Source organism: Bacteroides sp. AF34-31BH, assembly GCF_003602795.1.
GTDB classification, from domain to species: domain Bacteria; phylum Bacteroidota; class Bacteroidia; order Bacteroidales; family Bacteroidaceae; genus Bacteroides; species Bacteroides uniformis.
This window is the reverse complement of record NZ_QTLV01000006.1, coordinates 22169-47018: the sequence shown is the minus strand read 5'-3', so window position 1 is coordinate 47018 and position 24850 is coordinate 22169. Positions and strand designations below refer to the sequence as shown.

Below are 24850 nucleotides of genomic sequence, written 5' to 3'. Positions count from 1 at the left end.
GGGGCGGGTTGGTGGAGGCGTTTGAACTGCTGGAACAAGTCGATGAACAGGTCCGTTTCCGTTTCCTCTTCCCATTGTCCCGTGAGGAAGGAATGCAGCATTGATAAAGTTGATATGGGCAGCTGTTCTCCGATGGAGAGCTCGTGTACTTCCTGCCCGTCAAATTCAATCAAGAGTCGAATTTGCTTACCGGCCTCGCTGTCCACTTCCGGATGTCCGGCAATGTACTCCGCCAGGTTGGCCTTGAAGGCTTCCGCATCGTCGCTTTGAACGGCGATGCTGACCAATTCAGGGAGTTCGTGCCGATAAAGTTGTTCCAGTTGTGATAGAGTGAGTGCAAGCATTTTCTTTTGTTTCATAAGCGGTTGTTTTTTTGAAGTTAATATTTATGATGGTTGACGCGGGGTGCGTCCTTGTGTTCCGTGAGGGGAAAATGATTTCATTTGCTAAAAATAACAAAAAAAAGCGGGAAATTTCTTTCCCGCCTTCTTGTTTCTAAAGTTCTTTAGAATTCTTTTTCTTTTATTTCTCTTCGTTGGCTTTCTGTTTCGGTTCCTTTTTGGCCAGCATCACTACGTTGTAAACGTACTCGGTCATCCATTGTTCCGAATATCCCAGACGCTCTTTGTACTGGCGTACTGCCGCTGCCGTCTTGTGTACATCGTCCTTTTTCCATACGGTTTTTGTACAGACGTCGTGTACGGTTTTTTCGGTCATGCTGCGCAGTGCTTCCTTGAAGATGGAAGGCATGCGGAATTTCCACTGCATCAGGTTTCCCATCAGCATCATCAAGTCATTGGAGAATCCTTGATACATAAAGAGATAACCTTGTACGTCGTTCTGCGTACGGCAGTGCTTCTTGACGGAAGTATCAATTTCCTTGAAGAAGTTTTCACTGATGCCGTAGTCCTGCATCAGCATCTTGCGCGAAGCGGCCTTTTCCGCTTGTCCCAGGCGGCCTCCCTGCGTGGGGATTTTGAACAGACGCTTGAAGTTGGCTACATCCGGCACAAAGCGGATATTGGTGATGCCCAGGTTGGCGGCTATTACAGACTGGAAGTAGACGCGTGTCAGTGACACGAAGTCTTCCACATTCTTCGAAGATACTTCTCCGGTATTCTTGTTGAATAGTTTGGCAAATAAACTCATATCAAATTACGAATTACTGATTACAAATTACAAGACCGCAGGTCATCCGGCGGTTCCGGCTGCAAAAGTACGAAATAAGTTGGTTATCACCAGCACTCTATGTCTTTTTCTACCTCTTTCAGGCGGTTCTTGGTGAAAACGGGGTCTTTGATACCGGCGCTTTTCTGTGCGCGGTAGTCTTCAAGCAGCCTGAAAGCGTATTTTCCGAGCAGGCTGATGGCGATAAGATTGCAGAGCGCCATGAGTCCCATAGTGACGTCGGCAAGGCTCCATGCCAGGTCGAGGGTGGCAACAGCACCGAACATGACCATGCCGCCCACCAGTATACGGTAGATGTTGAGCACCCATTTACGGTGGGTAAGGTAGCGCACATTGGCTTCTCCGTAATAATAATTTCCCAGAATGCTGCTGAATGCGAAGAAGAACAAGGCTACCGCAACGAAGATGGCTCCCAAAGGTCCTATCTCGTTGGTCAGCGCATGCTGGGTAAGCTGTACGCCGTTTGTGGAACCATCCAGTGGAGCACCGCTGAACAGAATGATGAAAGCGGTGCAGGTACATATAATCAGCGTATCGGTAAATACTCCCAGCGTCTGAATCAAGCCTTGCTTCACGGGGTGGCTGACGTGTGCGGTTGCCGCCACATTGGGGGCGGACCCCATACCGGCCTCGTTGCTGAACAGCCCGCGTTTGATGCCCTGCATCAGCGCCATGCCGACACCCCCTCCCAAAGCCTGCTCCCATCCGAAGGCGTGGCCGACAATGAGTGCCAGGACTCCCGGCAGCTCTTTGATGTTCAACAGAACGATGATAAGTGCCAGTGCAATGTATCCCAACGCCATGATGGGGACGATGATGCTGCTGACTTTGGCTATGCGCTGTACGCCTCCAAAGATGATTGTCAGCGTGAGTGCGGTGATGATGCCTCCCACAACGGCATGGTCGAACCCGAAAGCGCCTTCGAAAGCGGCACACAGTGTATTGCTCTGTACCGAGTTGAATGCAAATCCGAAGGTAATGGTGATAAGTACGGCAAACAGTGCCCCCATCCACGGCTGTTTCAGTCCCTTACGCATATAGTAGGCCGGGCCGCCGATAAAGGAGTCTTTGCCCTTTATCTTATACAATTGGGCCAGTGTAGATTCTACAAACGAGCTGGAAGCACCCAGGAGGGCAATCACCCACATCCAGAATACAGCGCCCGGACCGCCTACTGCAATGGCGGTGGCAACCCCTGCAAGATTGCCCGTACCTACACGGCTGGCAATGGAGATGGCAAATGCCTGGAACGATGAGATATGCTTTTCCTTGGCATCGCCTTTCCCGCCCGAGTCGCCCAGCAGACGTACCATTTCCTTTATCATCCGGAACTGTACAAAGCGGGTTCTCAGCGTAAACCATACGGCGCATCCCAACAGCAGGGCAACGAGGATGTAGGTCCAGAGCAGGTCGTTTATCAGATTTATTATTCCCATAATGTATATGTACAGTTATCTATTTGTAGTAAAAAAAACTCACACAAAACAAGTGCTACCCTCTGTCGTTACTTTAGGCTGCTTCTGTCGTTATTCAAGGCTACCTCTGTCGTTAACTGAGATAGATTTCTTGCAAGTCGGTGATAATCAACGTGGTATGAGCTCGTGTGCTGCGATTTGTACCATGGACAAATCTGGACAAACCTGACGGAATCTCCTTGCCTATTTCAGCTTGAAGTGAAATTTGTGTCCTTCAAACACCGGTTCCACTATGTCATAACGAACAAACTTTGCCAGCAGATGTTCGGCGGCGCGTCGGGAAAGATGCGCCAGGCGGCAGTAACGGTTCAGTGAAAGGCGGTCGTTTTCTTCCAGCAGATTGAGCAACAGTTGTTCCCGTTCGGTATATTCTATCAGTTCTCCTTTCGGACTTCCGCTTTGCTGCCAGACGCGCAGATGGACGGGAGTAGCCAGGATGTTTTCATCCTTGATGCGGAGATAGGCCAAGTATTTTCCTGTTTCGTCCTTGGCATATACCGGCTTCCGGTCACTTTCCTCGATTTGTACCACCAGCACACTGCGGCCTTCCACCAGATAGGTCTGCATGGTGTAGTTCACTTCGGGGCTGCAATAAAGTCCGGCAGCCGCTTCTATCATATATTGTTCTTCGTCCGAACGGACACCGGCAATTTTCCCGTTATCTTTCACTCCGATGAGCAGTTTTCCACCGTCTGTATTGGCAAAGGCTGAAAGGGTTTTGGCTATCTTGCGGGCGTCGGATATTTCGAACTTGAAATCCTGCTGTTGGTGCTCTCCTTCGGCTATGAGAGCGTGTATATATTCGGTGTCAGTAAGCGTTTTCATGCTTGCAAAAGTAGATAAAAAACGCGTAAGAGCCCCTTTTTGCGGCGATTTTACCGAATATTTCAAAAAAAATATCGTTTTTCTGCATTTATTTCAAGAAAGAATGTATTTTTGCCAGACATTATTAACGAAGTAATTTAAAAAGGATTATGAAAGAATTAGTTGAAAAAGTAGCTGCATTGTATGCAGACTTCTCAAAAGATGCAAACGCTCAGTTGGAAAACGGTAACAAGGCAGCAGGAACTCGCGCTCGTAAGGCTTCTTTGGAAATCGAAAAAGCTATGAAGGAATTCCGCAAAGCATCTTTGGAAGCTTCTAAGAAGTAAGAAAAAAAGCATATTTGATGCTGCGAAAGACTGCCACTACTGGCGGTCTTTTTTGTTTTTGAAAAGTATTATTGTTACTTTTGGCGCAGGTATTATGGATGAAAACGTTCTCAATAAATTGAAGATACTGGCAGAGTCGGCAAAGTATGACGTCTCTTGTTCCTCCAGTGGTACGGTGCGCTCCGGCAAGGCGGGTATGCTGGGGAACACTGTGGGCGGTTGGGGTATCTGTCACAGCTTTGCCGAGGACGGTCGGTGCATTTCCCTGCTTAAAGTGATGCTTACCAATTATTGCATCTACGACTGCGCCTACTGCATCAACCGCCGCAGCAACGACCTACCGCGTGCCACGCTGTCGGTGACCGAGCTTGTGGACCTCACCATGGAGTTTTATCGCCGCAACTACATCGAAGGGCTTTTCCTGAGCAGTGGGGTGGTGCGCAATCCCGATTACACGATGGAGCGTCTGGTGCGTGTCGCCAAGGACCTCCGTACTATCCATCGTTTCAACGGATATATCCATCTGAAAAGCATTCCCGGCGCCAGCCGCGAACTGGTGAACGAGGCGGGGCTTTATGCCGACCGTCTCAGCGTCAATGTAGAAATACCGAAAGAGGAGAATCTGAAACTGCTTGCGCCGGAGAAAGACCATAAGAGTGTATATGCGCCGATGCGCTACATCCAGCAAGGGGTGCTGGAAAGTTCGGAAGAACGCAAGAAACACCGCCACGCTCCCCGTTTCGCTCCTGCCGGACAAAGCACACAGATGATAGTAGGCGCTACCGCCGAGACGGACAAGGATATTCTGTATCTTTCGTCAGCTCTCTACAAGGGACCTACGATGCGGCGTGTCTACTATTCGGGCTATATTTCCGTCAATACCTACGATAAGCGCCTGCCGGCATTGAAACAGCCCCCTTTGGTGCGTGAAAACCGCCTTTACCAAGCCGATTGGCTGATGCGCTTCTATCAGTTCAAGGTGGAGGAAATAGTGGATGATGCCTATCCTGACCTTGATTTGGAGGTTGACCCCAAGCTGTCCTGGGCTTTGCGCCATCCCGAGCAGTTTCCGATTGATGTGAACAAGGCGGATTATGAGATGTTGCTCCGCGTGCCGGGCATCGGCGTGAAGTCGGCACGGCTGATAGTGGCTTCCCGGCGTTTCTCCAAGATAGGTTTCTACCAGTTGAAGAAGATAGGGGTGGTGATGAAGAAGGCGCAGTATTTCATTACCTGCTGTGAGTTGCCTATGCACACGGTCAACGAACTGACCCCGCAGGGGGTACGCAGTCTGCTGCTGCCCAAGCCTAACCGTAAGAAGGTGGATGAGAGACAGTTGGTACTTAATTTTGAGGAATGAATATTTTCCTGTATGACCATACGTTTGAAGGATTGCTGACTTCCGTGTTCGAAGCCTATTCCCGCCGTACCTTTCCCGATGCGCTGCTTTTGGAAGGAGAGCCGCTTCCTTTGTTCTACGACGGGCTGTTTACCGTGGTGACCGATGAGGAGAAGGCTGGTCGTGTCTGGCGGGGATTGCAGAAGAAGCTGTCGTCTACGGCACTTGCTTGTCTGGCCCAGTGCTGGCTGGCCGAGGAGCCGGAAACTCCCATGCTCCTTTTCCGCTATATCCGCAAGGCAATAGATGCTCCTCGTTCCATTGAAACAAACTTTGCCGACCCTGATGTGCTGGAGTTCTCCCGTATGTGGAAGCGGGTGGATTGGGAGCGTATACGCCTGCTTCAGTTTGTCCGCTTCCAGAAGGCTGCGGACGGTACTTTCTTTGCTGCCGTCGAGCCCGAGAAGAATGCCCTTCCCCTGGTGACGGGGCATTTCAAGGACCGTTTTGCCGACCAGCGTTGGCTGATTTATGACATCAGGCGAGCCTATGGGTACTATTACGACTTGAAAGAGGTGCGCCAGGTGACCTTTGGTGAGGACAGCCGCGAAGGACATCTTGTCACCGGCATGCTCGACGAAAGTCTGATGGACGGAGACGAACAGTTTTTCCAGTCTCTCTGGAAAACCTATTTCAAGGCAATCTGCATCAAGGAACGCCTCAATCCCCGGAAGCACAAGCAAGACATGCCCGTGCGCTATTGGAAATACCTGACGGAAAAACAGCAGTGATTCCCTTTATTCGATTTTCTCCACTGTCACCTCGGGAAATTCCTGCATCAGTTGCAGCAAATATCCCTCATCATAGCTTTTCTTGGATTTGATTACCATGGTCACTTGATAGTTGGTGTACTCTCCCTGCACTTGCCGGTCCAGGTTGTAGGACACCACCAGATAGTCTTTGGAGTTGAATCGCCGGGACACTTGCGGCAGTATCTCTTTGCTGGAAGTGGAAAAGGTTATCACGGAACTTTTCATGCCAATGCTTTTGAAAATAAGGCTCAACAGTTCGAGCCCCGCCAGAGTCAGCAGGGTGGCGGCAATACTGATGGTGTACATTCCTGCACCTACTGCCAATCCGATGCCTGCAGTAGCCCATATTCCAGCGGCTGTTGTCAGTCCCCTGACTATCTGTTTCTGGAAAATGATGGTACCCGCACCGATGAATCCGATACCGCTGACTACTTGTGCGGCAACACGGCTGGGGTCCAGCGTCACACTGCTTTCCTTGATGATTTCCTGAAAACCATATTGGGATACAATCATGATGAGCGCACTTCCCAATGATACCAGGAAATGGGTGCGGTAGCCTGCTTCTTTGGCACGGTATTCCCGGTCCAGTCCGATAATGGCACCCAGTATTCCGGCTACCAGCAACCTGAGCACAAAATCAAAGTTTAACATCATCATCGTATCCTCTCTTTCTTTTTTATTAATTGATGACCCAATTCTTATTGTGGGGCACTGTTTTCTTGGGGTTGTAATGCATTCCGGCTTGTGTCGGTATTTTTAGTATGTATGTGCGTCCGCTTTTATTCATCAGCGAGGTATCCCGCAGCCACGGATTGGCGTCTTTCAGTTGGGCATAGGTGATGCCTTTATCTTTGGCAAACTGTGCCAGGTTGCCGATGCCCGTTGTGACGGTCACTTCCGTGTAGGGGATGGGTGGATAAAGATGTTCCCGTTTCAACAGAAAGCCGTACTGCTGCGGATTGCTGATGACTGCTTTGGCTGCCAGCAGGCGGAACATGTAGCGCGAAGTCTCTTCTACCAGCCATAAGTCGATAGCCTGGTCTACCATTTGCTTCTGCAGTTGTGTGGAGATGCGTCCTTGCCCGGCATTGTAGGCGGCGGCTACGCACAGCCAGTTCCCGTATTTCTGATAAGCATCTTTCAGGTACTTGCAGGCTGCTTTGGTCTCTTTCTCGATATGGTATCGTTCGTCGATGTTGCTGTTCACCTCCAGTCCGAATTCGCGTCCGGTGGCAGACATGAACTGCCATAGGCCGGCGGCACCCGCAGGCGATTTGGCAAGCGGGTTCAGGTTGCTTTCTATCACAGCGAGGTACTTGAAGTCATCGGGAAGGCCGTTGGCTTTTAGTATAGGCTCTATGACGGGGAAGTAGCGGTTGGCACGCTTCACCATGAGCATGGTGGTGGAGTGCATGTAGGTGAAGGACATCAGTTCGCGGTCCATACGTTCGCGGTGGTCGTAGCGAAGCAGGTCAATAGCTTGTCCGGCAAAAGTGATCTTGTCCGGTACGCTGGGGGAGGTCACGCAGTAGGGAACTTCGGATTTCACGGAATCGCGTTCGGGATTCAGCGTACTGCTGCCTGCGAGGAAGGGGAGGCTGGAACCTGCGCACAGTGCAATGGCAGCGGTAAGCACGATATATTTTGAATTTTTCTTCATGTCTGTATGTATATTTCTGTTTGGAGACGTGAAGATACGAAATCAATTCGTTATAGGCAACCTTTCCCATAGCCATCGTGGAATCATACGCCAAAAAAACACCAGTACCCGGTAGCGTCCGTCAATGACAACTACCCGTCTCTTTTCTCTTAAAGCCTTGATTATGTGCTGTGCTACACGGTCTGCTTTCATCAGCATCGGGTATTTTCCGCTTTTCAGTAAATCGGTGGCAACAAATCCCGGACGGATGTCGGTGAAGTGTATATCAAGATGCTGCATCCGGGCAAGTTGTGCCAGCGCTTCGATATAGGTATTCTGGAAGCGTTTGGTGGCAGAGTAGGCCGGTGCAACGCCTAGTCCTTTAGTGCCTGCAATGGAACTGATGACAGCAATATGTCCGGAGCCTTTTTCCTTGAAATAGTTGAAGGCGGCAGTCACCATGCGGGTAAATCCCTCTACATTGGTACGTGCCGTGTTCAGTTCGATGTCCGGTTGTAAGTCCCGGTTTTGATGTCCCACGCCGGAACTGAGGAAAAACAGGTCTATGCCTCCCAGCTTTTTTATCAGGTTATGGAGGTGTAGAGTCGCTGTCTCTTCCGTAACGTCCAGCTGTTCCGTGACTATCCGGTCGGGTGCGGTGGCTTGCAGGGCATGCAATGCCTCTTTCCTTCTGCCGGCAATACCTATATGCCAGCCTTGTTGTACAAGTATCCTGGCTACTTCTTGTCCGATGCCTGAAGTGGCACCGATGATGATGGCTTTCTGCATGATGATAGGGGATTATCCGATGACGGTTGCTACAATTCTTCTTCCTCCGCCCCGGTTGCGGAACTCGCAGAGATAGATGCCTTGCCAGATACCTATGTTCAGACGCCCATTGGTGATGGGGATGGTGAGGCTGGTTCCGCTGAGGGTTGCCTTGGCATGGGCGGGCATATCGTCATCGCCTTCGCATGTATGTTGGTAATAAGGTTCCCGTTCTTTTACGAGGCGGTTGAAGATGGCTTCCATATCTGTCTGTACGTCAGGGTCTGCATTCTCGTTGATGGTGAGGCCTGCGCTTGTATGCTTGATGAACAGATGCAGGATTCCGGCAGACGGAAGCGGTGGAAGGTTGCGTATAATCTCCTCTGTCACCAGGTGAAAGCCACGCCGGCGAGGGGTTAGGGTAAATTCTTTCTGTGCGGTCATAAATCATTGTTTTTCGTTTGTTGTCAGGATGGTCTTGTCCGGCAGGGCAGTTCCACGGTGAATGTGCTTCCCACTCCCATTGTCGAATCTACGGTAATCACTCCATTCATTTTCTCAACGATGGATTTGCAGATGGAGAGTCCTAATCCGGCACCTTGGGCAAAGGAGTCCACCTTTTCGAACCGTTCGAATATCATTCCCAGTTTTTCGGGGGGAATACCGCATCCAGTATCGGAAACACTGATTCTTATTCCGTCTGTGTCCGTTTCGTAGTACACTTCGATATGTCCCTGCACGGTGTTTTTCAGTGCATTCGATATGAAGTTGTTCAGTATCTGTTTGATGCGCATCGGGTCGTGCTCTATCTGGCCGGGGGCTGCCGGATACCTGGCAAAGAGTTTCACTCCTGCCGGAACGTTCCGTTCGTACTCGGTAATACTTTCCTCGATGAGTTCTGCCGGATTGAACCATTCGGAATGGAGCTCTATGTGTCCGGCCTCTATCTTGGAAAGGTCCAGAACGTCGTTGATTAGTTTGAGCAACAGTTGGTTGTTGTGGTTTATCAAAGAGATGTACTGTTCCCTTTCCTGCTCGTTTTCCACGTAGTGCAGCAGGCTGGAGAAACCGATAATCGCATTTAGCGGCGTGCGGATTTCATGGCTCATATTGGCAAGGAAAGCGGATTTCAGCCAGTCTGCCTCTTCGGCCTTTTCCTTGGCTTGTATCAGCATTGCCTCCGTCTGCTTTAATTGGGTGATGTCGTAATTGATGCAGATAATCTCTATGATGTTCTGTTCAGGCATGTAGCGTTCTACAATGATGTTGACGTGGGTCCACATGAAAGAACCGTCTTCTTTAAGAACACGTACTTCCCGGCTGAGCTTGTGTGCCAGTCCTCTCTTTACGTTCTGTAGGAAGTCAAGCATGATAGTACGGTCGTCTGGGTGGAGATGATTGTAGGTTCCGATGATTTCGGACAACGGTGTTTCTGTTTTCTCACCCAAGTTCTTGTACCAGCTGCGTTGGGCATAGCCTTGCTCATTAAGAAGGTCATAATTGGCATATCCCACTTTGGCATAGTCACCTATAAGCTCAAAGTGGCTCTCGAACTCTTGTATTTTGTTGTAAGCGACGGTCGTTTCCGTTTTGTCTGCGTTGATTAGCAGATAGTTGGTCAGGTTGTGATTATCGTCGTAAAGGCTTGTGACTTTGGTTACAAGGTCTATGGTGCCCGTCTTCTTCTGTGTCTTGTAGTAATTGCCTATTTTAGAGAAGTCATACCGGAAAGTGAAGTCTGCATTTTCATGTTTTCTTAACTTGCTTTTCATCTCTTCCGGGAAAATCGGATTCTCGAAAATATTAATTCCAAGTAGATCTTCTTTCTGTTTGAGATGGAACATTTCCTGCTCTTTGTCATTCATATCTATCAATATTCCCTCTCGGTTATAGAGCTCAATTCCTACCGGAAGATATTTATAAATATTATGGAGGAGACGGTTACGCTCTTGTAAGGCTTGGGATGCCGATGACATGTCGGGACCGTCTTGTGTTTCGGCAATGCCGTAGATTTTGACATTATCGTTTTCGTCGGTTCTCTGTAGGCATACCTTGCTTCTTATCCACGTTGGTCCTTTTGTTGTATTGAGCAGATATACGGCCTCTTGTGTCTGTCGGATGTCGTCGAAGGAATGTGTGGTAGTATGCCGTTGTTCCTCTTTCAGGATACGTTTGTTGAAATCTTTAAAGCTGATGGTTCCATCCTCATCCAGTCCCAGCAACCGGGAGATATATTCGGAGCAAATGTAGCTTTCGGTCTTTAAATCAGCTTCCCACCATCCCATATTGGCATTGGTCATCATTGCTGACAGTAAGTCATAATCAAATTTAGAATTCATACCGGAATCTTTAATAGTGATGTTTTTGTTCTGCCACAACAATTAAGATATTGACAAAGATACATTATTTCCAAATTAATCTGTGATGAACGGAAATAAAAATAAGGGTTATATGTGTTTTTGGGAAATGGGAAAAAGGTACCCGAGTTTTTGTACTTGCCGGAATAAGACGTATATTTGTTGCAATTTTTACATTCTAACAAGAAAATGCCATGAAGCGTATTGGACTCTTTGTAATAGTTTTTTTCTGCATATCACTCTTACTCCATGCAAGCGGCCCGCGTGTCTTGTTTATCGGAGATTCTATCACGGACGGTAACTGGGGAAATGCCTGCGGGATGCCCAAACCGACTGCGGAACGAAGCCTTTGGGATATGAACCATATTTACGGTAGCGGCTATATGTATTTGTGTGCAAGTCGTTATCAAGGAGATTTTCCGGAAAAGGAATATGCTTTTTTTAACCGTGGCATCAGTGGAAACACTCTCCGGGATTTGGAGAAACGCTGGGAAGAGGATGTCATTGGAATGAAACCGGATGTGCTTTCCGTCTTGGTGGGGACAAACGATGTACATTACTATCTGCAGGGTGACAAAAAAGAGCCTTTTGATTTTGAAGGATGGGAGAAGTGTTACCGTTCCTTGCTTGACCGTTCTTTACAGGCCAATCCGGAATTGAAGATAGTGCTGGGCACTCCTTTTGTTGCCAATGTCGGCAATATGCGTAAGAGTGAGGACTTTGCAGAACGTGATAGTCTGGTGCGTCGCTGTGCCGCCATCGTAGAGAGGATAGCGAAGGACTATCAGACGGTATTTCTTCCTTATAATGCGATGTTCGATGAAATTCTCGGCACTGCTCCGGCTTCTCAAGATACCTATTGGATTTGGGACGGTATCCACCCCACTCCTGCAGGGCATAAACGAATGGCGGATATGTGGATAAAGCGTGTGAATTTATAATTTATCAATAAAATAGAGAGTAATGGAAAAAGTGATTATCAACTCGTACGAGGATTTTGAAAAGCTGGTAGGCCAGCAAATCGGTGTTTCGGAATATGTAGAGCTCCCTCAGGAGCGTATCAATCTGTTTGCTGATGCGACATTGGACCATCAGTGGATACACGTCGATACGGAACGCGCCAAAGTGGAAAGCCCTTTTAAGAGCACTATTGCACATGGGTATCTCACCTTGTCCATGTTGCCATATCTGTGGAACCAGATTATTGAAGTGAACAACCTGAAGATGATGATTAATTATGGTATGGACAAGATGAAGTTCGGTCAGGCGGTATTGTCCGGACAGAGCATCCGACTGGTTGCCTATTTACAATCTCTGTCGAATCTGCGCGGCGTAGCAAAGGCAGAAATAAAGTTTGCCATCGAAATACAAGGTGAAAAGAAGAAGGCATTGGAAGGGGTGGCTATATTTTTGTATTATTTCAATTGATTATGCGTAAGATGGTATGCCCCCAATGCAAGGTGGGGGCATTTTTTGTGATGAACGGACAAGGTGAGCGCCTGCCGGTCTACATCTCTGACAAAGGCGAGATTGTGCCTAAAGACAGCACCTCTTCATTGGAAGGATACGACCTGGATACGGTTTATTGTTTGTGCTGTTCCTGGCGCGGAACTCCGAAACGTTTGGTGAGATACTGATGGACATATTCCTGCCACAAATGGCAGAGTGCCGCCACGGGATGGTATAACAGCATCCGTGGTCCGGCATACCGCATGACTTTACGCATCCGTTCTTTCATTTCGGGCTTGTAGCAGTGAATGCTGCATTGCCTGCAGGTGGATTTATTCTCACCGAAAGGACAGCGTGAAAGACGAATGCGGGCATATCCCAGCAATTCCTCGCATCGGGGACACAATTGCTTGTTACCTTCCTTTTTCCGGCAGTAGAGGCGGACCATCCGTTCTACTGTCTGTTTTTCCTGCTCGATACGGGATGGCATGTTTATTGTTTGGACTGCCAGCGTTTCAAGGTCGGGAAGAATTCTTTCATACCGGCAATGGCTTCCTCTTTAGTGAAATTCATTCCGGAATCCTTGTTGAATTCGTCGGTGAACTGTGCACAATGTTCTATCATTTCGTCCATAGTGCAGTCTTGTGCAAAATTGCCGTGCTGGTAGCAATAGGTGCAATATTCCTCGTTGAGGCTACCGTCGGCATTGGTTCCGAGTACTTCTGCAGATGACAAGGGCATTCCGCAGCTTTGGCAAAGTTTAGCTTCCATAATGTGTGGAGTTAAGTGATATGCAAATATAGGATATTATTTTGGTTGAAGCGTCCTTTTCAGATAAATCATGTCTTTCAGTTGCTTGCCTCCTTCAAACATGGGGTAGTCGTAATTATCGATAAAGAAATCGGGTACCCGGTGTGAGTATGCAAATCCGCAGCTTTCATAGAAGGGGATGGTCAGCGGACTGTCTCCAGTGCCGACAAGCATGGTATGGCACCGGTCTTTATAATGTTCAAGAACGAATGCTATCAGTTGTCTTCCATATCCCTGGCGCTGGTATTCCGGATAGACAGCTATGCTCTTTATTTCGTAGATTCCTTTATCCTCGCAGGTGATTACACAAGACGCTTTGACTGTATCATTATCGGATAGGATGAACATCTCTCCCCGTTCCAGATAACGGTCAATCATGGACTCTTGTTCGTCGGCAAGCAGCAGCAGGTCAAGATATTGCTTTTTGTTGCCGGATATGGGATGTATTCTTATCATATTTCTGAATTTCTGGTGTGAAGTTAGTCATTTTCTATTGAATTACAATGGATATCTCTTTTTAACTGTTGAATGGTTGAGAGTTGCCGGTGAACAAAATCTGCCATACGCCGTTCTTCTCATAACATGATAATCTGATGAAGTTATGAGTAAGTTGAAATTCTCTTTTCTGGTTTTGATGCTGATGGTATCAGTCTCGGCTTCTGCCGATTGGGCACCTGCTGATGTACAGGCTGCACTGAAGAAAATGTATCCTACGGCAGATGATGTTGCCTGGTCGCATGATGAATCTTATTATGTGGCAGATTTCCTGATGAACGGTTTTGATACGAAAGTCTGGTTTGACGGGCAGGCGCAATGGGTAATGCAACAGACGGACTGGGAGACAATGGACGAAGTGCCCCCTGCCGTTTACAATGCTTTTGCCGCCAGTGAATATTCCGGAGGGATGGTGCAGAATGTCACTTGGGTACAGTTTCCCAAATGGCAGTCCATCGTGGCGGTAGAGGTAGGGATGGCAAATCTCCAGACGAAATATCAGATATTGTTTACCCCGACGGGCGAAATCATCCGTGCCCGTAATGTCACCTATACATACAATCCGCTCGGCGCAGCCACTTTCTTGTAACGTCTGTTCGCATACCTGCTGAATTTATCATATCTTTGCCTTCCCAAACCAGACTTTTATGGACAAAGACACTTTTCAGCAGGAGGTTTATAATGTAGTGGCCGCAATCCCTCCGGGGCGGGTGGTGACGTACGGACAGATAGCCTATCTTGTCGGAAGACCTCAATGTTCGCGCATGGTGGGACATGCTATGCACGATGTGCCCGACGGCATGTGTCTGCCCTGCCATCGGGTAGTGAACAGCCAGGGCAGGCTGGCACCGTGCTGGGCGGAACAGCGTGCTTTGCTGGAGGCAGAGGGCGTGACGTTCAGAAAGAATGGGTGTGTGGACATGAAAAAATGCCAGTGGGAATTCATGAAAGAGCAAATACAATAAGATTATGAAATTTATAGGTGCACATGTATCGGCCAGTGGGGGAGTGGAAGCGGCTCCCGTCAATGCCAGTGAGATAGGGGCAAATGCTTTTGCCTTGTTTACCAAGAACCAGCGTCAGTGGGTGGCAAGGTCGCTGACGGAGGAGAGTATCAGGGTGTTTAAGGAAAATTGTGGGAAGCTTGGCTTCGATTCCCGCTATATCCTGCCTCACGACAGTTATCTGATAAATTTAGGGCATCCCGAAGAAGAAGGGTTACAGAAAAGCCGTGCCGCTTTTCTGGATGAGATGCAGCGCTGCGAACAATTAGGGCTGAAGTTACTGAATTTTCATCCGGGCAGCCATCTGAATAAGATTTCCGTGGAAGAGTGTCTGGACAAGGTCGCTGAATCCATTAATCTTATATTGGGCAAGACGCACGATGTGGTGGCTGTCATAGAGAACACAGCCGGGCAGGGTAGCAATGTGGGAAATGAGTTCTGGCAGCTGGGACATATCATTGACCGGGTGGATGACAAGTCTCGCGTTGGAGTTTGCCTTGATACCTGCCACACGTATACAGCAGGCTATGATATAGTGAATGAGTATGACAAGGTGTTTGAGGAGTTTGACACAGCGGTAGGTTTCGGCTATCTGCGCGGTATACACCTGAATGACTCCAAGAAAGCACTCGGCTCCAGAGTAGACCGTCACGACAGCATCGGCAAGGGGCTGATAGGTATGGATTTCTTCCGGCGCTTTATGCAAGATGTGCGTTTTGACGGTATACCTATTATTTTGGAGACGCCCGATGAATCGCTTTGGGCAGAGGAGATAAAACTGTTGAGAAGCTTTGTCTCCTCTGATTGAGAGACTATGCCCTGAATACACATTCTATACGGTTACCGTCCGGGTCGAGGACGACACTTTCAAAATATCCGTCGCCGGAGGTACGGGGCTCTCCTGCGATGGTATATCCCGCTGTACGTAGCCGTTCTGTCTGTCGGAGGACAGCTTCCTGGCTGTCGAAGGCAAAGGCAAAGTGGGTCAGTCCCAGTCTGTTTTCCTCAATAGGGGTATTCTGTATGTCCGTACGGCTCATCAGTTCCAAATCCGTTCCTTCATCGAAGTGAAGGAAATAAGATTCGAATCCTTTTTTGGGGTTGATGTACTTTTCATTGCTGCTCCCGTTGAAGTAACGTGTGTAGAACTCTTTCATCTCTTCCAGTTGGAAGGTCCAGATGGCGATGTGATGTATCTTCATAAGTTTGCTAAATTATAATCTGTGTTCAATCTGAGTAATCTGTGGTGGGGTTGGTAATTGCAGGTGCAGAATAGGGAAAGGCTTTCCCGTCGGGTCGGTTTCGTCCCAGCCGGCCACTTGGAATCCCATATGTTGGTAAAATCGGCAAGCTTGTCCGTTCTGCTCGTTTACATCCACTTTGTGGATGTGTTTTTGGTGGACGGCGTACTCCATGAGCCGTTTTCCGTATCCCTTACCTTGTTGGTCGGGACGGACAAACAACATCTCGATGAGTTCATCGCTCAGTCCCATAAAGGCGGCAATTTCTTCTTTTTCGTTGCGGATGATGTAAAGCTCTACGGCAAGAAAGTACTGCTCTCTTATCAGCGGTTTGTAAAACTGTATATCCTTTTCTGCCAGGAAGTGGTGTGTGCTGCGGACAGAGGCTTCCCAGACGGTCAACAGTTCGTCATAATCTTGTGGGGTAGGTCGGAGTATCATCATTTATTGCATTACTTTGCTGGTTATTAATCAGTAGACAGTCAGAATTCGGCTTCTTTGGTAATCCTTACGGTTTCTCCCGTTATAGGGTGGGTAAATTCTAAGTATTCGGCATGCAGATAAAGCCGGTCTGCTTTCTCCCCGTAAAGTTCATCACCGATGATGGGGCAGTGCAAGCCAAGCGGGTGTGCTGCATGTATACGTAGCTGATGGGTTCTTCCCGTGCGCGGATAGAAAGCGATACGGGTCCGTTTCCCGTCCAGACGTTCCAGAACTTGATAATCGGTGATGGCGGGCTTTCCGTGTTCGGTGTGTACCATTTGCCGTGGGCGGTCAAGTGGATTCAGGCAAAGCGGGAGGTCGACCGTATCTTTGTCCTTTGGGACAATACCCTCGAGCAATGCGACATAACGTTTCCTGACCAGGCGGTTCTTGAACTGGGCCTGCAGGTTCTGGTGTACACGCTTGGTCTTGGCAATGAGCATTAAACCGGAAGTGGCCATGTCGAGACGATGCACCGTCAGGGGACCGTCAGCTTCGGGATATTGCTCACGCATCAGGCTATAGACGGAGACTGCATCTTCCTTGCCGGGAACAGACAGCATTCCTGCCGGTTTGTTGATGACCGAAAGCCATGGGTCCTCATAAACAATCTCCAAATTTTGGGAGGGTACCTGCATTCTTTTCAACATGGGGTTTTCCTCTACTTGTAGACCTTGCAGCATGTGTTGCAGTATAGGTTCGCACTTTCCTTTGCAAGCCGGATAATAGTGGCCGTGATGGCGTATCTCTGTCTTGGGGGAATCACCCCACCAGAACTCGGCCATGGCAATAGGTTTCCATCCGTGCAGATAAGCTTGTTGCAGCAGTTTGGGGGCCGCACATTCACCCGCGCCGGCAGGAGGTGTCTTGTGCACGGTCTGCCCGAATATCTCACAGAGATTCTTGACTTCTCCCCGGTAATTCAGCATCCCGAACTGTTCGAATAGCTTTTGCTGCAATGCTGCAGAGCGGGTTTTACGTTCAGACTTCAATGCTGAAATCCGTCTTTCCCAGTCTTCTGTCTGCGTTTGCAGTGTGGTAATCCTTGCTTTCCATGAACGTTCCAGGCGTTTATATTCTGCCTTTTGGAACTGGCTTTCCCGTATCAGTTCGGCTTCTTCCTGCGCATTGAGTTCTTTTTCTTTTCTGCGCTGTTCTCTGGCTGTTTTGGCTTCTTTCAACTGTGCTTTGGCTGTTGCCAGTATGTTTTCTGCTGACTGAATGGTCCGGGCAAGCTCTGCTGATAAGGCGGCATATGCTTTGTCATTTTCCAGTTGCCGGATGTTGCGGTTGATGGAAGAGATGTTCTCTTCTTCTATCTTGAAAAAGCCTTGTGGCTGTAGCAAGTCATATACGGGAGGAACAAAAAAGGGATGTAGGTTCTTTCCGGCCAATATGCCTGAGAATGCAGCTAAATATCCGGTTTCTCCATGCTCGGTTTGTACAATCAGTACCCCGAACATTTTGCCTTGGCGCAGTTCGTCCTTCCATGCAGTTTGTCGGGTAAGATAGCTTTGTACTTCTTTGGCTGCCAATATACATAATGGGTGCGGAGTATAGCAGAAAGGATAGGTGAACCTTTCCGGAAGCGGAATGTCGGTTATGGAAGTAGTAAAACGGTGCAACATGATGTTGCAAAGATACTATATTTCTCTTATAACAGACCGTTTGTACTGCAAATCTTTATTTCGTTGTATATAGGTTGTAGCGCTTATGAAGAGAAAAACATCTTTGGGAAAGTTTTACTTATTCTCCGTTTATACAAATATGTATATATGTGTGAATTAACTTTGTTTTTGATAAATTGGCAACTCTGTTATCCTTAAAAAATGACTATTAATCTGTTTCGGATATTTTCTTCTTCCATAGACTTCTTTTTGTATACTTTAGATGTTATGCCGTCGTATGAATACGGATGAAGAGCTTTTGTCTTAGTGATACTTGTAAAATAAATTAAGTTATTGCCTTTTTTGTTTTATTGGAGAATGGTTGTTTTTTAAACTTCCTGGATATATAAAAGAAACTTATTTCTCTTTAAAAAGTTGTATATTAGTGCCTTAAAGCTTTTCAAAAGATTATATGGGCAAAAACAAAGAGAACTTAAACATATTCTTGCTTCATTTTTTAGAACGGTTGAATAGCAATGAACCCAATGAAAGGAAAGTTATTGAATCGTTGACCGATTTCTGCAACTACTATGACTTTACGAAAGGGTTTATCTATCAGACTGACGGATTCCGTTATTTCTTATTGAAAGAAACGATTGGAAATGAAGGTGGGACTATGAAACCCCGTTTCGATATGGGAGAGTTGAAAAAGGAGCATGTCGATGCCATGAAAGCTCGGGATAAACCTTTCTATGGAAACAGAAATGCGGATGCTTCATGGGATGATATTGACATTCTTGATTTCTACGGTGAGGATTCTTTGTTAATCAGGCATTTTGAAGATACTGAGGGTAAAATCATCGGATTCATAGGTTTTGCAGGCAGGGAGGAAGAGACTTATCTCACGGAAGAGGAGTTGCAAATCATTCATCTCTTGCTGGGCTCGTTCTCTAAGGAAATTGCGGTCAGGGAATATAAGGAAAGGGAAGTGAGGGCCAGCAATACATTAGGCAGTATCATGAATAATATGGGCGTTGATATTTACGTCAACTCTTTCGATTCCCACGATATGTTGTATGCCAATAGGTCTATGGTGGAACCATATGGCGGTATCGAGCATTTCTGGGGGAAAAAATGCTGGGAGGCCCTCTACTCGGACAAGACGGGGGAGTGTGAGTTCTGCCCAAAGAGGCATTTGATAGATGAAAACGGACACCCCACCAAAGTCTATTCGTGGGATTATCAACGGCCATTTGACAAGTGTTGGTTTCGCGTGTTCAGTGCAGCCTTTGCTTGGGTGGACGGGCAGATGGCGCATGTCATTACCAGTGTGGATATCGACCATCAGAAAAAGATAGAGGAGGAATTGCGGGTCGCCAAGGATAAGGCAGAACATCTGGACCGCTTGAAGTCTGCTTTCCTGGCCAATATGAGTCATGAAATCCGTACTCCGCTCAATTCCATTGTCGGTTTTGCAAGCATCATTGCCGAACTGGACGATAGGGAAGAACGCCAGGAATACCTTGCCATCATGCAGGAGAATACGGAACTGCTCTTGCAACTGATATCCGACATTCTGGATTTAGCAAAGATAGAAGCGGGAACACTCGATTATAATATGGGGTATGTGGATGTCAGTGACTTCTGTAAGGACGTGATGCGCAACTATGATATAAAGGAAGACAAGGCTGTACCGGTTCTGTTGGCTCCCGACTTGCCCGATTACCGTATCTATACCGACAAGAAACGTCTGATGCAGGTGGTCACCAATTTTATAAACAATGCTTTGAAGTTCACCAGTGAAGGGCAGATCCTTTTGGAATATCATCCGGTGGAAGGTACCGGTCAGATAGAGTTTTCTGTGACGGACACCGGTATGGGTATTGCTCCGGATACCGTGGCTACTGTGTTCGACCGTTTTGTAAAGCTCAATACCTTTGCGAAGGGCACGGGTTTAGGCTTGTCCATCTGTAAAAGTATCATTGAGCATCTTGGCGGGACTATCGGTGCTGAGTCGGAATTGGGAGTCGGCAGCCGTTTTGGGTTCAGGCATCCGTGTGCCGAATGATTTTATTTCACTATATTTGTGCGAACTTCAATATTTATGGATAAAAAACTCTGTACCGATGAAAAACAAGACATGGACGTGCCTGGTTGTTGTGTCAGCAGCATTGCTGATGGCGGGTTGTGGCAGCAGGACAAAGAAACAAACAAATGAAGATGTAAGTATGGATAGTGTCGGTGTAACATGCAGTGGCGTAAAGACCTTGCAACTAGAGGGAGTGCAGGCCACTTGGATTCAGGATAATGCTGGTGAGCATTTGATGCCGAGAACGATTTTCCCGGATGCAAACGATGAATTGATGGAAAGTTTGTCGCTTCAAGGCGGTATTCCTTCTTCCATGAGCACCTTCCTGGTAGATACGAATGGTATCCGTATCCTTTTTGATACGGGAATGGGAGCTCCCGGCAGTCGTCTGTTGCCCGGATTACAATCTTTGGGTATCTCTCCGGCAGATATTGGATATCTGTATCTTACCCATTTCCATGGCGACCATATCGGTGGAATGATGAAGGGAGACAGTGTAGTCTTCCCGAATGCCGAAGTGTACGCATCAAAAGTGGAATATGATGCCTGGATGGCAATGCCTGCCGAAAGGAAGGCGCAGGTCGTAAAGACGATGGATGCCTATAAGGAACGGCTGCATCTGTTTGAGTTTGGCGATACCTTGCCGGGCAATGTGGTTGCCATGGAGGCAGTCGGTCATACTCCCGGTCATACGGTTTTCCAGAGTGGCAAGTTACTGGTGATTGGTGACCTCATCCATGGTGCGGCCCTTCAGTTGGAGCATCCGGAATACTGCGCTTCCTATGATATGGATAAGGAAGCTGCCGTGAAAGCACGCAAGTATTTCCTCCAATATGCCAAGGACAACCAATTGACGATGGCAGGTATGCATCTTCCTGCTCCGGCCTTCAAATAGAATGGGAGAGTGTCAAAAGTATATGAGTACTTTCATTATGCTATATTTAGGCGCGGATAGTTCTGAGCCCCTCGTTATTCCTTTTTACTTTTAGAAGCGGCAGTCTTGTTCGATGTATGTCATATATTCGTCGTAACTGATGTGCCTGCCTCCCATTGTTTTGAGGTGAGGGGTTTCGAACTGGCAATCTATTATGACGCCTCCATGTTCCTTGAAGAATTGGGCCAGATGGATGAGGGCCAGCTTCGAGGCGCTGGGAACGAGTGAGAACATGCTCTCTCCAAAGAAACAATGTCCCAGGGTCACTCCGTACAGCCCACCTACCAATTGCTCTTCTTCCCATACTTCCACGCTGGCGGCGAATCCTTGTTCGTGCAGGTGCGTATAGGCTTCCATCATCTTCGTTCCGAGCCAGGCGCCTTCTTGTTCCATCCGCAATTCTCCGCAGGTTTGTATGACGTCTTGGAAAGCTTCGTTGAAGGTGATTTCGTACTTTCCTTTGTTGATGAGCGTACGCATGGAGTGGGAGATATGGATTTCGTCCGGAAAGATGACGAAACGGTCCATCGGGCACCACCATTGTATCAGCTCTTTCCGAAATGCGTACCAGGGGAAGATGCCGTTGGAGTACGCCAGGATGAGGCGGTCAATGGATAGGTCACCGCCCACGGCGAGCAACCCGTCGGGATCACCGTAGTGAGGGTCGGGGAAAGCAAGTTTATCCGTCAGTTGAAAGACCATATCGTTATTCGGTTGCGGGTTGTAGTTTCAATGCTCCGTTTTCCACTTGCACGCGGACTTTTCCTCCTGCCTTCAATGTGCCGAACAGAATTTCGCGCATCAGCAAGGGTTTCAAGTGGGCGGCTATCACGCGGTCCATCTCCCGGGCGCCGTATTCGGGAATAAAACCCCGTTGGAGCAGCCATTCGTGTGCTTCCTGGCTCAATACCATTTCCACCTGGCGGGAAGATAGCTTGCTGCCTAGTTCTCCGAGTTTCTTGTCGAGGATAAGTGATGCCATTGGGCGGTCCATGTCATGGAAGACCACCGTGGCAGAGAGGCGGTTGATGAATTCGGGCTTAAAGGTTTTCTTGACTTGTTTCAGCATGGCTTCTCCGGCGGTGACCTGACTGTTGAAGCCGATGGACGCTTGGCGGGCATATTGTGCTCCGGCATTGGAGGTCATGATGAGGACCACGTGTCGGCAGTCGGCTTTCCGTCCTTTGTTGTCAGTCAGTACGGCATAATCCATTACTTGCAGCAGGATGTTGAATACGTCGGGATGGGCTTTTTCTATCTCATCGAGCAGTAGCACGCAGTTTGGGGTCTTGCGTATGGCGTCGGTCAGCAGGCCGCCGTCCTCGTAACCCACGTAGCCGGCAGGCGAGCCAATCAGTTTGGCTACGGTATGCTTTTCGGTATATTCGCTCATGTCGAAACGTTGCAGGGCGATGCCCAGCTCGGCGGCGAGCACTTTGGCAACTTCGGTCTTTCCTACTCCGGTGGGGCCTACAAAGAGCAGGCTTGCCAGCGGTTTGTTTTCGTCCAGCAGTCCGGCTTTGGACATTTGCACAGCTTCCACCACCTGACGGACGGCTTCTTCCTGCCCGTAGATGCGGGAGCTGATGCGTTCGTGCAGGCTTTCCAAGGCGGTGGTGTCGTCCTCTTTCATGGCGAGGGCATTGACTTTGCAGGTACGTGCCAGTATGTCGGTTATCAGTGCCTTGTCCACGGTCTGTTCCTCGGAGCCTGTGGGGTGTATTTCCCGGTAAGCTCCTGCTTCGTCCACCAGGTCGATGGCTTTGTCGGGCAGGAAACGGTCGCTGATGTAGCGGGCGCTTGCCTTTACGGCATAGGGGATGACGTCGGGCTCGTAGGTGACGCCGTGGTAGGTTTCGTATTTCTCTTTCAGGCCTTCTACGATATGTATGGCTTCTTCAATGTTCGGTTCCAGTATGTCTATCTGCTGGAATCGGCGTACCAGTCCCTTGCTGCGTGCGAAGTAGCGGTTGTACTCGTCGTAGGTGGTAGAGCCGATGAAACGTATTGCCCCGGTTTCCAGATAGGGTTTCAGCATGTTGGAGGCATCCATAGAGCCTTCGCCCGTGCGTCCGGCGCCTATCAGGTTGTGTATCTCGTCGATGTAGACGATGGCATTTCCCTCACGACCGATGCCTTCCATGATACTTTTCAGCCGCTTCTCGAAATCGCCGCGATATTGTGTGCCTGCCAGTAGACTGCCCAAGTCCAGCTCATAGATGCGGAAGCCGGCAAGCCGTTCGGGGACGTTGCCCGCTTCGATACGGGCGGCAAGCCCATAGGCAAGGGCTGTTTTGCCTACACCGGGTTCGCCCACATGCAACGGGTTGTTCTTTTCTTTGCGGCAGAGCACTTGTATGGTTCGCTCCAACTCCATCTCCCTGCCGATAAGCGGGTTGTGGTCTGCCAGATGGTCGTTGAGGCAGGTCACGTAGTTACGCCACGGTTCTGTTTTCTCTTGTTCATCGGGAGATGGCATACCGCCTGCTTCTTCTGCCAGCTCCGCTTCTTCGTAGTGGGTAATGAGCAGACTGAGGAATTCGGGCAGGTCGCCGCCGACTGCTTCCTTCAGGAAATGGCATGCCCAGGAATCTTCCAGTTGCAGCAAGCCTTGTATCAGATGAGGAACATCCAGCTCTTCGGCGCTGGAATACTCTGTCACCGTATAGGCATGTTGCAGGAGTGAGCTGAGCTGGACGGAAAGTCCCAACTCGTATTCCACATTGTCGGGGACAGTGTCCACTTCTTCCGTCAGATAGTTTTCCAGCGAGATGCTGAGCTCCACATAATTGTAGAAGGTATCTTGCAGGGTGTGGATAAAGGGCTCCTGCTCTATAATGGCGCTCAGCAGATGTTCGGGCATGATGAACTCATGCCGGTAAGACTCGGCCTTTCTTTGTGCGGAAGCGAATGCTTGGTTTACGAATATCGTATTTTTTATATCCATATTGTTTCTTTCTTCTTATTCTTCTTCCTCCGGGGTGACGGTGAGCCGGAGGGGGAAACCTTCATTGCGTGCCATGCGGGTGGCTTTCTGTACTTTGGAGTGGGCGATGTCGTATGAGTAGATGCCCACTACCGCGGAGTTGCTCTTGTGCACCTGCAGCATCAGTGTTTCCGCTTCTACCGATGATTTGTAAAAGACGGTGGTGAGTACTTTTACCACAAACTCCATGGTGGTGAAGTCATCATTGTAGATGGTGACTTTAAAGCGTCGGGGTTCCCGTAATTCTATGCGTTCTTTTTCTTTGAAAGAAGATTGCTGTTGTTCCATTTCTTTGAAAAACTACTGTTAAGACATTGTTCTACCGTTGTGTGGGCAACGAAAACTCCTGCCAGTCATATTCGTCTCCGTACTCGTCGGCTATGGCTATGCGTATGGTGACGTTACCCGTCTTTATCCGTTCTCCGGCACTGATGTTGGCGGTGTATTTCACACCGTTGCGCGGAGTTATTTGCTCTATCATGACCGACGGCGATATGTAAATACGCTTCATGCCCGTGGTTTCCACCACCACCGGCACTACGTTGTAGGCTGTTTTGTTTCCTTCGTTCATGATTTCAAAAATCACTTTACAGTTTTCGCCCGAATTGATGACGTGGTTGCGGCTGTCGTCAATGAAACGTATATTCCGTATCCTCAAGTGGTCGATGGCCGATGCTTGCGGCTGTCTTCCGGATTGCGGGGGATAGGGCTGTGTCCTTTCTATCCGGTAGCTGTACTCCTCCTGCTTTTTGGGGGCTGTGGCTGCATTGGCAATGGCAGCTCCCGCAATGGTTCCTATGATGGTGCCGATGGCGGAACCCCGGTATCCTCCCCGCCAGCCTCCGTTACTGTCACCTATCAGCCCGCCGATGGCACCGCCTACATTACTTCCGATGGCAGCTCCTGCGAGCACTGCGTTAGGGTCGCCTGCAGCCATCTGGCTTGTGCCGCATCCGCTGAGGATGATGGTTGCTGCCAGGATTCCTATAAAAGACTTTTTCATGTTCATATCCTATAATTATT

The 24850-nt window shown here is 48.6% G+C and carries 29 protein-coding genes and 1 pseudogene; 11 read left to right on the top strand and 19 right to left on the bottom strand.

Annotation, left to right across the window (positions count from 1 at the left end):
- The 4 genes and pseudogenes from DWZ67_RS20410 to DWZ67_RS10855 all read right to left on the bottom strand — a co-directional run.
- A pseudogene (locus tag DWZ67_RS20410) lies at window positions 1-359 on the bottom strand (KamA family protein); the annotation flags it as partial.
- A gap of 163 nt (window positions 360-522) precedes the next feature.
- Entirely contained in the window at window positions 523-1149 is a 627-nt protein-coding gene (locus DWZ67_RS10865) for a hypothetical protein (RefSeq protein ID WP_120138830.1), read from the bottom strand.
- Between the two features lie 86 nt (window positions 1150-1235).
- The gene (locus DWZ67_RS10860; RefSeq protein ID WP_005826443.1) at window positions 1236-2624 is read right to left on the bottom strand and encodes an alanine/glycine:cation symporter family protein; all 1389 of its coding nucleotides are present in this window, start codon (window positions 2622-2624) and stop codon (window positions 1236-1238) included.
- Window positions 2625-2846: 222 nt separating this feature from the next.
- Window positions 2847-3488 carry a helix-turn-helix domain-containing protein gene (locus DWZ67_RS10855; protein WP_035457939.1) on the bottom strand — a complete coding sequence of 214 codons (642 nt, stop codon included), beginning with the start codon at window positions 3486-3488 and terminating at the stop codon, window positions 2847-2849.
- 149 nt (window positions 3489-3637) lie between these two features.
- On the opposite strand from DWZ67_RS10855, the gene DWZ67_RS10850 reads away from it, so the two are divergent.
- The 3 genes from DWZ67_RS10850 to DWZ67_RS10840 all read left to right on the top strand — a co-directional run bounded on the left by DWZ67_RS10850 (window position 3638) and on the right by DWZ67_RS10840 (window position 5944).
- On the top strand, window positions 3638-3814 hold the full coding sequence (locus tag DWZ67_RS10850) for a histone H1 (protein ID WP_005826447.1): 177 nt from the start codon (window positions 3638-3640) through the stop codon (window positions 3812-3814).
- Between the two features lie 94 nt (window positions 3815-3908).
- Window positions 3909-5174: a putative DNA modification/repair radical SAM protein gene (locus tag DWZ67_RS10845; RefSeq protein WP_117703729.1), complete on the top strand. Its 1266-nt coding sequence runs from the start codon at window positions 3909-3911 to the stop codon at window positions 5172-5174.
- On the top strand, window positions 5171-5944 hold the full coding sequence (locus DWZ67_RS10840) for a TIGR03915 family putative DNA repair protein (RefSeq protein WP_117749315.1): 774 nt from the start codon (window positions 5171-5173) through the stop codon (window positions 5942-5944). The genes DWZ67_RS10845 and DWZ67_RS10840 overlap by 4 nt, the downstream gene beginning before the upstream one ends.
- A gap of 6 nt (window positions 5945-5950) precedes the next feature.
- Here DWZ67_RS10840 and DWZ67_RS10835 read toward each other — a convergent pair whose 3' ends face one another.
- The 5 genes from DWZ67_RS10835 to DWZ67_RS10815 are packed head-to-tail and all read right to left on the bottom strand — an operon-like array spanning window position 5951 to window position 10711.
- Window positions 5951-6619, bottom strand: coding sequence for an MgtC/SapB family protein (locus DWZ67_RS10835; RefSeq protein ID WP_009036622.1), 669 nt, complete (start codon window positions 6617-6619; stop codon window positions 5951-5953).
- A gap of 25 nt (window positions 6620-6644) precedes the next feature.
- Window positions 6645-7625 carry a lytic transglycosylase domain-containing protein gene (locus tag DWZ67_RS10830; RefSeq protein WP_120138828.1) on the bottom strand — a complete coding sequence of 327 codons (981 nt, stop codon included), beginning with the start codon at window positions 7623-7625 and terminating at the stop codon, window positions 6645-6647.
- Between the two features lie 42 nt (window positions 7626-7667).
- A complete protein-coding gene (locus DWZ67_RS10825) occupies window positions 7668-8393 on the bottom strand; it encodes an SDR family NAD(P)-dependent oxidoreductase (RefSeq protein WP_120138826.1) in 726 nt (241 codons plus the stop codon).
- A 12-nt stretch (window positions 8394-8405) separates the two neighbouring features.
- On the bottom strand, window positions 8406-8816 hold the full coding sequence (locus DWZ67_RS10820) for a secondary thiamine-phosphate synthase enzyme YjbQ (protein WP_005826454.1): 411 nt from the start codon (window positions 8814-8816) through the stop codon (window positions 8406-8408).
- Window positions 8817-8839: 23 nt separating this feature from the next.
- Window positions 8840-10711: a PAS domain-containing sensor histidine kinase gene (locus DWZ67_RS10815; protein ID WP_117878001.1), complete on the bottom strand. Its 1872-nt coding sequence runs from the start codon at window positions 10709-10711 to the stop codon at window positions 8840-8842.
- 212 nt (window positions 10712-10923) lie between these two features.
- Between DWZ67_RS10815 and DWZ67_RS10805 the strand changes: the two genes are divergently transcribed.
- The 3 genes from DWZ67_RS10805 to DWZ67_RS10795 are packed head-to-tail and all read left to right on the top strand — an operon-like array spanning window position 10924 to window position 12366.
- A complete protein-coding gene (locus tag DWZ67_RS10805) occupies window positions 10924-11670 on the top strand; it encodes an SGNH/GDSL hydrolase family protein (protein ID WP_009036626.1) in 747 nt (248 codons plus the stop codon).
- Between the two features lie 22 nt (window positions 11671-11692).
- Window positions 11693-12157: a MaoC family dehydratase gene (locus tag DWZ67_RS10800; RefSeq protein ID WP_120138824.1), complete on the top strand. Its 465-nt coding sequence runs from the start codon at window positions 11693-11695 to the stop codon at window positions 12155-12157.
- Window positions 12158-12159: 2 nt separating this feature from the next.
- The gene (locus DWZ67_RS10795) at window positions 12160-12366 is read left to right on the top strand and encodes a hypothetical protein (RefSeq protein WP_009036627.1); all 207 of its coding nucleotides are present in this window, start codon (window positions 12160-12162) and stop codon (window positions 12364-12366) included.
- Here the strand turns inward: DWZ67_RS10795 and DWZ67_RS10790 are convergent.
- From DWZ67_RS10790 to DWZ67_RS10780, 3 genes are read right to left on the bottom strand one after another with little or no spacing between them, the layout of a single operon-like run.
- Window positions 12312-12668 (bottom strand): nitrous oxide-stimulated promoter family protein, encoded by a 357-nt coding sequence (locus DWZ67_RS10790; protein WP_009036628.1) that lies wholly within the window; start codon window positions 12666-12668, stop codon window positions 12312-12314. The two genes, DWZ67_RS10795 and DWZ67_RS10790, sit on opposite strands and share 55 nt — an antisense overlap.
- A gap of 2 nt (window positions 12669-12670) precedes the next feature.
- Window positions 12671-12949, bottom strand: a complete 279-nt coding sequence (locus DWZ67_RS10785) for a zinc ribbon domain-containing protein (protein ID WP_005835861.1) — start codon at window positions 12947-12949, stop codon at window positions 12671-12673.
- Window positions 12950-12985: 36 nt separating this feature from the next.
- Window positions 12986-13444 carry a GNAT family N-acetyltransferase gene (locus DWZ67_RS10780; protein ID WP_057089174.1) on the bottom strand — a complete coding sequence of 153 codons (459 nt, stop codon included), beginning with the start codon at window positions 13442-13444 and terminating at the stop codon, window positions 12986-12988.
- A gap of 145 nt (window positions 13445-13589) precedes the next feature.
- On the opposite strand from DWZ67_RS10780, the gene DWZ67_RS10770 reads away from it, so the two are divergent.
- The 3 genes from DWZ67_RS10770 to nfo are packed head-to-tail and all read left to right on the top strand — an operon-like array spanning window position 13590 to window position 15295.
- Window positions 13590-14072: a PepSY-like domain-containing protein gene (locus DWZ67_RS10770; RefSeq protein ID WP_005835865.1), complete on the top strand. Its 483-nt coding sequence runs from the start codon at window positions 13590-13592 to the stop codon at window positions 14070-14072.
- A gap of 58 nt (window positions 14073-14130) precedes the next feature.
- A complete protein-coding gene (locus tag DWZ67_RS10765) occupies window positions 14131-14448 on the top strand; it encodes an MGMT family protein (protein WP_005826471.1) in 318 nt (105 codons plus the stop codon).
- Window positions 14449-14452: 4 nt separating this feature from the next.
- A complete protein-coding gene (nfo, locus tag DWZ67_RS10760; RefSeq protein ID WP_057252739.1) occupies window positions 14453-15295 on the top strand; it encodes a deoxyribonuclease IV in 843 nt (280 codons plus the stop codon).
- 4 nt (window positions 15296-15299) lie between these two features.
- Here the strand turns inward: nfo and DWZ67_RS10755 are convergent, their stop codons facing one another.
- The 3 genes from DWZ67_RS10755 to DWZ67_RS10745 are packed head-to-tail and all read right to left on the bottom strand — an operon-like array spanning window position 15300 to window position 17839.
- Window positions 15300-15689, bottom strand: a complete 390-nt coding sequence (locus tag DWZ67_RS10755) for a VOC family protein (RefSeq protein ID WP_005826473.1) — start codon at window positions 15687-15689, stop codon at window positions 15300-15302.
- Window positions 15690-15701: 12 nt separating this feature from the next.
- Window positions 15702-16172, bottom strand: a complete 471-nt coding sequence (locus tag DWZ67_RS10750) for a GNAT family N-acetyltransferase (RefSeq protein WP_035449481.1) — start codon at window positions 16170-16172, stop codon at window positions 15702-15704.
- A 38-nt stretch (window positions 16173-16210) separates the two neighbouring features.
- Window positions 16211-17839 carry an RluA family pseudouridine synthase gene (locus DWZ67_RS10745; RefSeq protein ID WP_165852470.1) on the bottom strand — a complete coding sequence of 543 codons (1629 nt, stop codon included), beginning with the start codon at window positions 17837-17839 and terminating at the stop codon, window positions 16211-16213.
- 451 nt (window positions 17840-18290) lie between these two features.
- Between DWZ67_RS10745 and DWZ67_RS10735 the strand changes: the two genes are divergently transcribed.
- Together DWZ67_RS10735 and DWZ67_RS10730 are read left to right on the top strand one after the other, a co-directional pair.
- Window positions 18291-19886 carry a sensor histidine kinase gene (locus DWZ67_RS10735; RefSeq protein WP_120138822.1) on the top strand — a complete coding sequence of 532 codons (1596 nt, stop codon included), beginning with the start codon at window positions 18291-18293 and terminating at the stop codon, window positions 19884-19886.
- A 58-nt stretch (window positions 19887-19944) separates the two neighbouring features.
- Window positions 19945-20802 (top strand): MBL fold metallo-hydrolase, encoded by an 858-nt coding sequence (locus DWZ67_RS10730; RefSeq protein ID WP_044467747.1) that lies wholly within the window; start codon window positions 19945-19947, stop codon window positions 20800-20802.
- Between the two features lie 90 nt (window positions 20803-20892).
- Here the strand turns inward: DWZ67_RS10730 and aat are convergent, their stop codons facing one another.
- From aat to DWZ67_RS10710, 4 genes are read right to left on the bottom strand one after another with little or no spacing between them, the layout of a single operon-like run.
- Window positions 20893-21543, bottom strand: a complete 651-nt coding sequence (gene aat / locus DWZ67_RS10725) for a leucyl/phenylalanyl-tRNA--protein transferase (RefSeq protein WP_117749309.1) — start codon at window positions 21541-21543, stop codon at window positions 20893-20895.
- Window positions 21544-21547: 4 nt separating this feature from the next.
- Window positions 21548-23788, bottom strand: a complete 2241-nt coding sequence (locus tag DWZ67_RS10720; RefSeq protein ID WP_117749308.1) for an AAA family ATPase — start codon at window positions 23786-23788, stop codon at window positions 21548-21550.
- A gap of 15 nt (window positions 23789-23803) precedes the next feature.
- Window positions 23804-24115, bottom strand: a complete 312-nt coding sequence (locus DWZ67_RS10715) for an ATP-dependent Clp protease adaptor ClpS (RefSeq protein WP_008663802.1) — start codon at window positions 24113-24115, stop codon at window positions 23804-23806.
- A 31-nt stretch (window positions 24116-24146) separates the two neighbouring features.
- Window positions 24147-24836 carry a hypothetical protein gene (locus tag DWZ67_RS10710; protein ID WP_034528603.1) on the bottom strand — a complete coding sequence of 230 codons (690 nt, stop codon included), beginning with the start codon at window positions 24834-24836 and terminating at the stop codon, window positions 24147-24149.
- Between the last annotated feature and the right edge of the window lie 14 nt (window positions 24837-24850).

Excerpts from the sequence above, each read along its gene's own strand:
- DWZ67_RS10865 (WP_120138830.1), bottom strand. The coding sequence starts at position 1,149 with ATGAGTTTATTTGCCAAACTATTCAACAAGAATACCGGAGAAGTATCT.
- DWZ67_RS10860 (WP_005826443.1), bottom strand. The coding sequence starts at position 2,624 with ATGGGAATAATAAATCTGATAAACGACCTGCTCTGGACCTACATCCTC.
- DWZ67_RS10855 (WP_035457939.1), bottom strand. The coding sequence starts at position 3,488 with ATGAAAACGCTTACTGACACCGAATATATACACGCTCTCATAGCCGAA.
- DWZ67_RS10850 (WP_005826447.1), top strand. The coding sequence starts at position 3,638 with ATGAAAGAATTAGTTGAAAAAGTAGCTGCATTGTATGCAGACTTCTCA.
- DWZ67_RS10845 (WP_117703729.1), top strand. The coding sequence starts at position 3,909 with ATGGATGAAAACGTTCTCAATAAATTGAAGATACTGGCAGAGTCGGCA.
- DWZ67_RS10840 (WP_117749315.1), top strand. The coding sequence starts at position 5,171 with ATGAATATTTTCCTGTATGACCATACGTTTGAAGGATTGCTGACTTCC.
- DWZ67_RS10835 (WP_009036622.1), bottom strand. The coding sequence starts at position 6,619 with ATGATGTTAAACTTTGATTTTGTGCTCAGGTTGCTGGTAGCCGGAATA.
- DWZ67_RS10830 (WP_120138828.1), bottom strand. The coding sequence starts at position 7,625 with ATGAAGAAAAATTCAAAATATATCGTGCTTACCGCTGCCATTGCACTG.
- DWZ67_RS10825 (WP_120138826.1), bottom strand. The coding sequence starts at position 8,393 with ATGCAGAAAGCCATCATCATCGGTGCCACTTCAGGCATCGGACAAGAA.
- DWZ67_RS10820 (WP_005826454.1), bottom strand. The coding sequence starts at position 8,816 with ATGACCGCACAGAAAGAATTTACCCTAACCCCTCGCCGGCGTGGCTTT.
- DWZ67_RS10815 (WP_117878001.1), bottom strand. The coding sequence starts at position 10,711 with ATGAATTCTAAATTTGATTATGACTTACTGTCAGCAATGATGACCAAT.
- DWZ67_RS10805 (WP_009036626.1), top strand. The coding sequence starts at position 10,924 with ATGAAGCGTATTGGACTCTTTGTAATAGTTTTTTTCTGCATATCACTC.
- DWZ67_RS10800 (WP_120138824.1), top strand. The coding sequence starts at position 11,693 with ATGGAAAAAGTGATTATCAACTCGTACGAGGATTTTGAAAAGCTGGTA.
- DWZ67_RS10795 (WP_009036627.1), top strand. The coding sequence starts at position 12,160 with ATGCGTAAGATGGTATGCCCCCAATGCAAGGTGGGGGCATTTTTTGTG.
- DWZ67_RS10790 (WP_009036628.1), bottom strand. The coding sequence starts at position 12,668 with ATGCCATCCCGTATCGAGCAGGAAAAACAGACAGTAGAACGGATGGTC.
- DWZ67_RS10785 (WP_005835861.1), bottom strand. The coding sequence starts at position 12,949 with ATGGAAGCTAAACTTTGCCAAAGCTGCGGAATGCCCTTGTCATCTGCA.
- DWZ67_RS10780 (WP_057089174.1), bottom strand. The coding sequence starts at position 13,444 with ATGATAAGAATACATCCCATATCCGGCAACAAAAAGCAATATCTTGAC.
- DWZ67_RS10770 (WP_005835865.1), top strand. The coding sequence starts at position 13,590 with ATGAGTAAGTTGAAATTCTCTTTTCTGGTTTTGATGCTGATGGTATCA.
- DWZ67_RS10765 (WP_005826471.1), top strand. The coding sequence starts at position 14,131 with ATGGACAAAGACACTTTTCAGCAGGAGGTTTATAATGTAGTGGCCGCA.
- nfo (WP_057252739.1), top strand. The coding sequence starts at position 14,453 with ATGAAATTTATAGGTGCACATGTATCGGCCAGTGGGGGAGTGGAAGCG.
- DWZ67_RS10755 (WP_005826473.1), bottom strand. The coding sequence starts at position 15,689 with ATGAAGATACATCACATCGCCATCTGGACCTTCCAACTGGAAGAGATG.
- DWZ67_RS10750 (WP_035449481.1), bottom strand. The coding sequence starts at position 16,172 with ATGATGATACTCCGACCTACCCCACAAGATTATGACGAACTGTTGACC.
- DWZ67_RS10745 (WP_165852470.1), bottom strand. The coding sequence starts at position 17,839 with ATGTTGCACCGTTTTACTACTTCCATAACCGACATTCCGCTTCCGGAA.
- DWZ67_RS10735 (WP_120138822.1), top strand. The coding sequence starts at position 18,291 with ATGGGCAAAAACAAAGAGAACTTAAACATATTCTTGCTTCATTTTTTA.
- DWZ67_RS10730 (WP_044467747.1), top strand. The coding sequence starts at position 19,945 with ATGAAAAACAAGACATGGACGTGCCTGGTTGTTGTGTCAGCAGCATTG.
- aat (WP_117749309.1), bottom strand. The coding sequence starts at position 21,543 with ATGGTCTTTCAACTGACGGATAAACTTGCTTTCCCCGACCCTCACTAC.
- DWZ67_RS10720 (WP_117749308.1), bottom strand. The coding sequence starts at position 23,788 with ATGGATATAAAAAATACGATATTCGTAAACCAAGCATTCGCTTCCGCA.
- DWZ67_RS10715 (WP_008663802.1), bottom strand. The coding sequence starts at position 24,115 with ATGGAACAACAGCAATCTTCTTTCAAAGAAAAAGAACGCATAGAATTA.
- DWZ67_RS10710 (WP_034528603.1), bottom strand. The coding sequence starts at position 24,836 with ATGAACATGAAAAAGTCTTTTATAGGAATCCTGGCAGCAACCATCATC.